Source organism: Hymenobacter terrenus (genome assembly GCF_000972495.1).
In the GTDB taxonomy this organism is placed as follows: Bacteria; Bacteroidota; Bacteroidia; order Cytophagales; family Hymenobacteraceae; genus Hymenobacter; species Hymenobacter terrenus.
In genome coordinates this window covers 1-7,324 of the sequence record NZ_LATM01000067.1, presented here as the reverse complement: position 1 = coordinate 7,324, position 7,324 = coordinate 1, and the positions used below count along the sequence as shown (strand labels likewise).

At 52.0% G+C, this 7,324-nt stretch carries 7 protein-coding genes; 3 read left to right on the top strand and 4 right to left on the bottom strand.

Annotated features, from left to right (window positions below; all coding sequences use genetic code 11):
• The first annotated feature begins 895 nt into the window (after window positions 1-895).
• Window positions 896-1,198 (top strand): hypothetical protein, encoded by a 303-nt coding sequence (locus tag WX88_RS31635; protein ID WP_231590804.1) that lies wholly within the window; start codon window positions 896-898, stop codon window positions 1,196-1,198.
• Between the two features lie 3 nt (window positions 1,199-1,201).
• Here WX88_RS31635 and WX88_RS31885 read toward each other — a convergent pair whose 3' ends face one another.
• Window positions 1,202-1,330: a hypothetical protein gene (locus WX88_RS31885; RefSeq protein ID WP_262489865.1), complete on the bottom strand. Its 129-nt coding sequence runs from the start codon at window positions 1,328-1,330 to the stop codon at window positions 1,202-1,204.
• Window positions 1,331-1,703: 373 nt separating this feature from the next.
• Here WX88_RS31885 and WX88_RS31125 point away from each other — a divergent pair, with 373 nt between their 5' ends.
• On the top strand, window positions 1,704-2,087 hold the full coding sequence (locus WX88_RS31125) for a helix-turn-helix domain-containing protein (RefSeq protein ID WP_046247390.1): 384 nt from the start codon (window positions 1,704-1,706) through the stop codon (window positions 2,085-2,087).
• Entirely contained in the window at window positions 2,033-2,602 is a 570-nt protein-coding gene (locus WX88_RS26180; RefSeq protein WP_197076982.1) for a transposase, read from the top strand. Before WX88_RS31125 ends, WX88_RS26180 begins: the two co-directional genes overlap by 55 nt.
• A gap of 81 nt (window positions 2,603-2,683) precedes the next feature.
• On the opposite strand, the gene WX88_RS31880 is transcribed toward WX88_RS26180, so the two are convergent.
• The 3 genes from WX88_RS31880 to WX88_RS26170 all read right to left on the bottom strand — a co-directional run.
• The gene (locus WX88_RS31880) at window positions 2,684-2,806 is read right to left on the bottom strand and encodes a hypothetical protein (protein ID WP_262489864.1); all 123 of its coding nucleotides are present in this window, start codon (window positions 2,804-2,806) and stop codon (window positions 2,684-2,686) included.
• Window positions 2,807-2,973: 167 nt separating this feature from the next.
• Window positions 2,974-4,386 (bottom strand): SusD/RagB family nutrient-binding outer membrane lipoprotein, encoded by a 1,413-nt coding sequence (locus tag WX88_RS26175; RefSeq protein ID WP_046247389.1) that lies wholly within the window; start codon window positions 4,384-4,386, stop codon window positions 2,974-2,976.
• A gap of 36 nt (window positions 4,387-4,422) precedes the next feature.
• Window positions 4,423-7,324, bottom strand: a 2,902-nt coding sequence (locus WX88_RS26170; protein WP_046247388.1) for a SusC/RagA family TonB-linked outer membrane protein, incomplete at its 5' end; no start/stop codon positions are given.

Sequence of the window (7,324 nt, the reverse complement as noted above, 5' to 3'; positions counted from 1 at the left end):
CCTTGCCTGAAATGGTCTGGTCTTGTGCTCGTGCCTGCTGCAACAGGCCACTGATGAGCAGCAGAAACAGAAATATGATTTTTCTCATAGATTTTACTTATTGGTGAGTGAATGGAAGAAAGAAAAATTCTGATGAATTTCTGCAAGATAGTATAAAAAAGAAGGTTTCATAGCTTTTTACGGGCCTTAAGTACCAGTTATAATAAGTTGTTAAATGGCTTAAAGTATTTGATAAAAGATTAGTATAATTCACAGAAATGAATTTAAAGAGAAGTGGGCATAGGAAGTAATAATTTAAATACAAAAATATAAAAAACAAACTTATTTGTATTTTATTAAATACAAGCAGGTTTTTAAATCCATCCTAGTCACGCATCATTTCGTTAATGACCAACCGGCGTCGGTAGAGTTCAAGGTCAAGTGGCGCATCCGTCGGTGAGCCAGTCGGGTGTCCGGCGGTTATGCAGGAATTTATCTTAATATTTTTATTATTTACAAAACTTTGTAAATCAAGAGTATAAAAATAATTGTTAGCATTGACTGATAGTCTTTGAGGTGGTCTAACTAAGCTGGACAGAATTGGGACGTGGTTTGCAGATAGGTTTCAAAGTAGTTGGGGGCGCGGTATCCAGGGCGGAGTGGCGTTGCTCGGCGTTGTAATAAGCGATGTGGTGGCTAATTCCGAGCTTGGCTTGGGTCGTGCCGGTAAAGCGGCTATCGAGTAGTTCAGCCTTGAAGTAGCGCCAAAAGACTTTGCGTGGGCATTGTCGTGGCAACTGCCGCACCGGCTTATGCTTTGGTGGCCCCCGTAGTGGGTGACCAGTTGCTGAAAGCGGATTGCCATGTACTGGCTACCTTGGTCGGAGTGCACGACGAGCCCGCCTGAGGGCGAAGCATGACCAAGACCCGGCGCAACGACTCGCTGACCAAGTCTTCGGGCATCGTCTCACGTACGTCCCTACGTGCCGCGGCGGTACCAAAGCTAACGACTTTGCGCGAGCAGCGGTCCATCCATACAACTAAGTACAGCCAGCTGCCGCCTCGGTGCGGCAAGTACGTGATGTCCGCCCACCCAGACCCGATTGGGGGTGGTGAGGGCGGCTGGCCAAGTAAGCAGTTCAGAGCGGCGCACACGGTCGGGGCCGAGTCGATAGTGCGCGGTAGAGAAGAGTGGGGCTGCTGGGTCATACCCAGTTAGGACTCATAAACCGGTGGCCTTCAGCACCCGGTAGATGTGCCAGCGGCCAACCGCATGTCCCTGGGCCACTACTACGGCACGCGCCAATTGCGTGCCGTAGTGATGACGGTGATAGGCAAACACTTCACGCACGGACACTTGCCAGACGGGCTCAGCTTATGGGCACTGCGGATGATGCCGCCACGCGTAATACGCGGCCAGGGCCGCGCGTAGCACTTGGCAGATTTGGCGTATGGGTATGTGGGCGGCATGCCGAGCAATATGTTGGTCGGTGCTCACCGGATCGGTTGGCTGAGCCTGTGTATTAAGCTGGCGCTGACCAATACTTTTTCATCTGTTGAGTTCCTGCTTGGCTCGCGTCAGCCGGGCACGTTTAGGTCGCAAGCCACTTCTTCGCTGCTCACTTCGGCCACGAACTGCGCTTGTTGCCAGCGGTAGAGCAGCTTGGGGCTGATACCTAGAGCGATTCTCAAGTCGGCGTACACGTTTTTAATTAGATTTGGTCATGAAAGCCTATTCGCTTGCTTTACGCGAGCGTGTCGTGGCGGCCTGCCAAGCTGGGGGCAAGCAGGAGGCGGTAGCCGCCCGGTTTAGCGTTTCGCACTCTTTCGTGGCCAAGCTTCTGCGCCGCCACCGGACGCAGGGCAGCGCGGCGGGCTTGTCCCCAGGCCACGGACCCGCCTCGCGCCTGGATGGCCCGGCCTTCGCCCAGCTACGCGCCTGCTTGCGCCAAAGCCCGGATGCGACCTTGGACGAGCGGCGGGTCTGGCTGGCGGCCGTCGGCGGGCTGTTGATGAGCCAGTCCGCGCTGGGGCGAGCCGTGCAAGCACTGGATTGGCGGCGAAAAAAAAGAGCCTCCACGCCGCCGAGCGCGACACCGAAGGGGTGAAAGCGCTGCGCAAGACCTTTGTCGAAGCGATTCAGGGAGCGGATTTTACTTGTTTTAAGTTTGTGGACGAGACCAGCACCAACCTGACGTACTGCCGCCGCTACGCCCGCACCGAAGGCGGGCAACGCGTTGGCCAAGGGGGGCCACTGCACGGCGGGCCAAACGTGACGTTGGTCGCCGCCCTGACGGCGAAGGGCTTGCAAGGGGCGATGACCGTAAGCGGCGCCGTCAATGGCGACGTCTTCGCGGTCTACCTGGCGCAGGTGCTCGGCCCGACGGTGGTGCCCGGCGACGTGGTCGTACTCGATAACCTGCCGGCCCACAAAGTGGCCGGCTTGGCCGAATTGGTCGAAGCCCGCAGCGTCCGCCTGCTGTACCTACCGCCGTACTCGCCCGATTTTAACCCCATTGAAAATGCGTGTCAAGCATTTGGGACGCCTTCAGCAAACTCAAAAGCTGGCTGCGCACGGCCCAGGCCCGCACCCGTGAGGCCTTGGAGGCCGCCATCCAAGTAGCTACGGAGTGGATAAGTCAGCGGGATGCCCAAAATTGGTTTGACCATTGCGGATGTCATGTACAGTGACTTGGGAACTGCGCTAACTTCCGAACCGCGGCTTGTGTGCTCGGGCTTCCAACGCCAGGCACAAAACTTCGGCCTTGAACGCCGTGTCGTATTTACGCTGTTGGTCGAGCGACGCCACGTTTGTTTTAGTTGCCATAACAAAAGAAGGATACGTTCTGCTTCTGCCTTGTCTAGAATACCATGAAGCTACATTTCTAAAAAGAAATGTCCCTGACTCAAGACAAGCTAGGGACATTTCTTTTTAGAAAGGGCTTTTAATGATAACCCCTAGCTCGGACAAATCATGGATATTGCTTGTTTGGGCTACTGTGCCCAGTACACCGGTGTTGTCAAATCTGATACCACCGTCGCGTTTCGATTATTAACGCGCTCACCCTGCGGGGTGGGGAGGCGTTCGGGAATGGTCGAGATAACCCCAGTTGGGTCAGGCGTCAAGGGGGGTTGCTTGGTGCGGCGGTAGTCACTCCATGCCTCAATTTGGAGGAAGTTCGCAATGTATTTTTGCGTCATGATTTGATTAAAGGCTGTGGCTGCATTAGTAGACAGGGTACCGTTGGCGGTTAGGTAAGCGTCGCGTTGAGTTACACCAATTTCTAACTTGCTGAGGTGAGCTATAATAGCATCGGCATAGGCTGTTTGGGCCCTAGCAGTTTGACCTAAACGTAGCGCCGCTTCCGCCTCAATAAATTTTGCCTCCACATAAGTTACCATAGGTATGGGCGAATCGGGCGACGCATAGAAAGAACCAATATCGGAAATCGCTCTAGTTTCGGTTGTGCCAAGGGGAGTACCAAAATAGTCACCAGCCACATTGGCAGGGGTGGCATAGAAAGGCAGGCGCGGGTCATTTAGTGTCTTCATCAAATCTACCAAGCGGGCGCCCATTTTCACATAGTTTCTCCGATTCTGATTGAACGCGTAAAACTGGTTCAGACTATTAGGGCTGGTGGTGAAGAGTGCGTTGGCATCGTCATCGTTATCGATAAGTCCTGCTTGGTCGATGGCCGCTAGTGCCGCCGTGGCAGAACCTGTGGCATCACGCTTACTGAGCCGATTGGCGTAGCGAGCTTTCAGAATATAAGCCGTCTTTACCCAGGAGGCGGCGTTACCACCGTGAATGAAGTCATCGGAAGAAGGCAGTAGACCAGCGGCGGGCTTACCCAGTTCCGTAATTCCTTCCGAAAGCAGCGTTTGGATGTCCTCTAGCACGACTCGCTGAGGGTCATAGGAAGGATTCAGTTCCAGCGAGGCAGCTGCTAAGCCGGGGCCCCCCTTAAGAGCCTCACGATTGGGAATATCGCCAAATACGTCGGTGGCAATGCCCAATAACATAGCTTTCAGTATCTTGCCAATCCCAATATAATAAGGCGAGTTTTCATTTGTACCTCGCTTAATCATATTCTCCGCGTTGATGAGGCCGCCTTGATAGATGGTATTGAACTCGTTTTCAGTGTCCGACTCCGTTATCAGATAGGTTGCGTATGTTGCGTACTGCTGGTCAGTGCCCGCTAGCTGTTGCGTAAAAATTCCCGACACCCGCGCTAGATTTCCAGTATACGCAGTTATCACCGAGAGTTGGGTGCCGCTCATTAATAGTGGCATGGTGGTATCAAGTGGCGCGTTTGGGCTAATGTCGTAGTCTTTGGTGAAGTCATTGCACCCACCACTCCCAAGCAGAGATGCTGCAAGGAACAAGTAAAGAACTTTCTTTTTCATGATTTTAAGGATAAAAAGCAGAAGCTTTACTTTGAATTAAAAGTTTGCCTTCAGGCCGAAACGATACGTACGCACGTTGGGCATATTGAAATAATCGAACCCGCTGACATTTGAGTCGGCACCAGTCAGACTGGTTTCCGGATCGATGCCTTTGTAGTTCGTCTTCAGGTACAAATTGGTGCCTGAGGTATAGAGTTCCAAACCTTTCACAAAAGGCAGGAAGTGAGGGGAACCAAAATTGTATGCAAGAGTCAATTCGCGCAGGCGAACCCAACTGCCGTCTTGAACAAACTGCTCATTGGCCCCACCGTTGTCGCCAAGATACCGGTTGAAATAGGTGAAGGCAGAAACAGCCTGTGTATTGGGTGAGCCATCGGCTAATACACCTGGAATCACATAGTCGCGGTCGCGGTCTTCGGTAATCTTTGAAATGCCTAGGCGGTTCAAGCGACCGTAAGTACCATTCCAAATTTGGCCACCACTGCGGATGTCAATCAATGAGGATAGGCTTAAGCCCCGATAGCTGAATGTATTGCGGATGCCAAGGGTGTAGCGTGGAAATGGGTTGCCGATGTTTCCGGTTTCAGCCGCCACGCTAGGTAGACCATTCGTCCCAATGAGCAGTTGGCCATCAGGAGCACGGTTCCAACGCGTACCAAAGAGGGCACCGTAAGGCTGACCCACGATGGCGAAGGAGCCAATGCCGGTAAAGGCGGTTTCTAGATCGAACTGGTTTACGCCTGGGGCGAGGGCCAATACTTCGCTGCGGTTGCGGGTGTAGTTAAACTGCATGTTCCAATTGAAACCTTTCTCGGAAGTGAATGGCTTCAGACCCACCACCACTTCGATACCGCGGTTCGAAATTTCACCTGCATTCTCGTAGGTGCTAGTAAAACCCGAGCCCGAGGAAACTGGTCGATTTAGAATGAGGTCGCTTGAACGGTTGTTATAGTAAGTAAAATCAATGGTGATTTTGTCCTTATTGAGGTGTAACTCGGTTCCCACTTCGCGGGAAAGGACTTGTTCAGGACGCAGGTTCAGGTTGCCAATGGCGCCCGACAGACCCGAACCATTTACACCAGCATAGGGGAAAGAAAGTCCGTTGGTGAAACCATCGGTGAAGAAGGGTGCCACGAAGTAATTGCGGGTGATGCCAAACGGCGGTTGGTTACCTGCTTTACCAATAGCCCCGCGGATTTTGATAAAATTCGCAATATTTTCGATGGACTTGAAACCAGGCAGTTCTGATAGCACAACTGAGGCATTGACAGAAGGGGCGAAGAAGCCGCCTGCGTTGGGACCAAATGTGGAGAAATTATCATAACGACCCGTGGTGCCAACAAAGACAAAGTCATTGAACGAGAAGTTGGCGTCGTAGAAGTAGGAAAAACTACGAATGGTGCTAGTCTGCTCGTCGGCGTAGCGGGTGGCTGCGTTGCTCAAGTTGTAAAATCCAGGTACTGCCAACTGCTGGCCACGAGCAAAAAGGTTCTGGTCATACCGCTCATTGATGTTGTTACCCACCGTAAGGCTCGCAAAAAGTTTCTCCGTCAGGTTGAATGAGCCCGTGGCAGTCAAGTCGTTGTAGAGTTCGCGGTGATATCTCGTGTTTTCGCGAATCTCACCTGACAAGTCACCAGGATTGCCATTTGAATATATGGCAAAAATGCTTTTGCGCCGGTCGGTATATATATCTCCACCGCCGCGATTCATGATACGCAGCCATGGTAAAGGATTATAAGTTAAAGTCAAGTTGCCCAAAATGCGGCTGTTGTCATCGCGGGTAGGGTTCTCGTTTACCGTCCAGTAAGGGTTATCGTAAGCTTGGAAATAGTTGCGCTGATAGCCTCTATTAGGTCCACTATCATATTTGTAGCCAGCTGCTAGGTCGAAGCTACTCGGCGCCCGCATCAGTCCCAACATTACCCCCGAAGTGTTGCTACCTTGCTGGGCGCGCACACCTCCAGAGTTGATGTAATTAACCGTACCGCCTAGCGTTATCTTATCGGATAGTTTAGTATCGGCAGTTAAGCGCAGCGTATACCGGTTAAAGCTTGTATTGGGCACAATGCCCTCGTTGCGCAACTGGCCTAGCGAAAACCTCACTGCGCCTCGGTCGTTGCCGGCTGCGATGGACAGGTCGTTGGTATAAGAAATGCCTGTTTTGAAAAAGTTCTCCGCATTATCAACTGGGGTGATGTCGAGCGAAGAGTTGGTCGGGCCCCATATTTGAGATGTGCCAGGATTATCATCTGAATCTTCATCGGCGTGGGTTCGATCAAAAATGCCGTCATTTCCAGGCGTATAAGTATTATAGTTAGGGGTGATCAGTGCGCCCGTTGCGTCGCGCTGATTACCGCCGCCTGTGCCCTGTGCGTACTTCAATTGGCGGTCGAGTAGGCGGTTCACTTCTGTCAGTTCAACTTCTGAGCGGAAAGAAACTGTGGCTTTTTGATTGGCTTTGCCACGCTTGGTGGTGATGATGATGGCACCGTTGCCAGCTCGTGACCCATATAGGGCGGCAGCAGCTGGACCCTTCAATACGTTGAAGGTTTCAATGTCATTTGGGTTGATGTCGATGGCTCGGTTAGAATTAGCTACTCCTTGCAAGTTGGCATTGAAAGGGTAATCAGCCCCCTCAGTTACGTTGGTTTGGTTATCAAGTGGAATGCCATCGATTACAAATAGGGGTTGGTTATCTCCGATGAACGAATTGTTACCGCGAATTAGAATTTTTGAGGAGGCACCAGGTACACCGGCGCTACCAACTACTTGCACGCCAGCAGCTTTAGCAGCTAAGCCTTGCACAATGTTAGTTTCGCCAGATTGCGTAACAGCATCGCCCTGCACTTGCTGGGTGGAAAAGCCTAGACTTTTTGTTTCCCGCTCAATGCCAAGAGCAGTGACAACAACCTCATTCAGTTGTTTCGTATCGGTG

Excerpts from the sequence above, each read along its gene's own strand:
- WX88_RS31635 (WP_231590804.1), top strand. The coding sequence starts at position 896 with ATGACCAAGACCCGGCGCAACGACTCGCTGACCAAGTCTTCGGGCATC.
- WX88_RS31125 (WP_046247390.1), top strand. The coding sequence starts at position 1,704 with ATGAAAGCCTATTCGCTTGCTTTACGCGAGCGTGTCGTGGCGGCCTGC.
- WX88_RS31880 (WP_262489864.1), bottom strand. The coding sequence starts at position 2,806 with ATGGCAACTAAAACAAACGTGGCGTCGCTCGACCAACAGCGTAAATAC.
- WX88_RS26175 (WP_046247389.1), bottom strand. The coding sequence starts at position 4,386 with ATGAAAAAGAAAGTTCTTTACTTGTTCCTTGCAGCATCTCTGCTTGGG.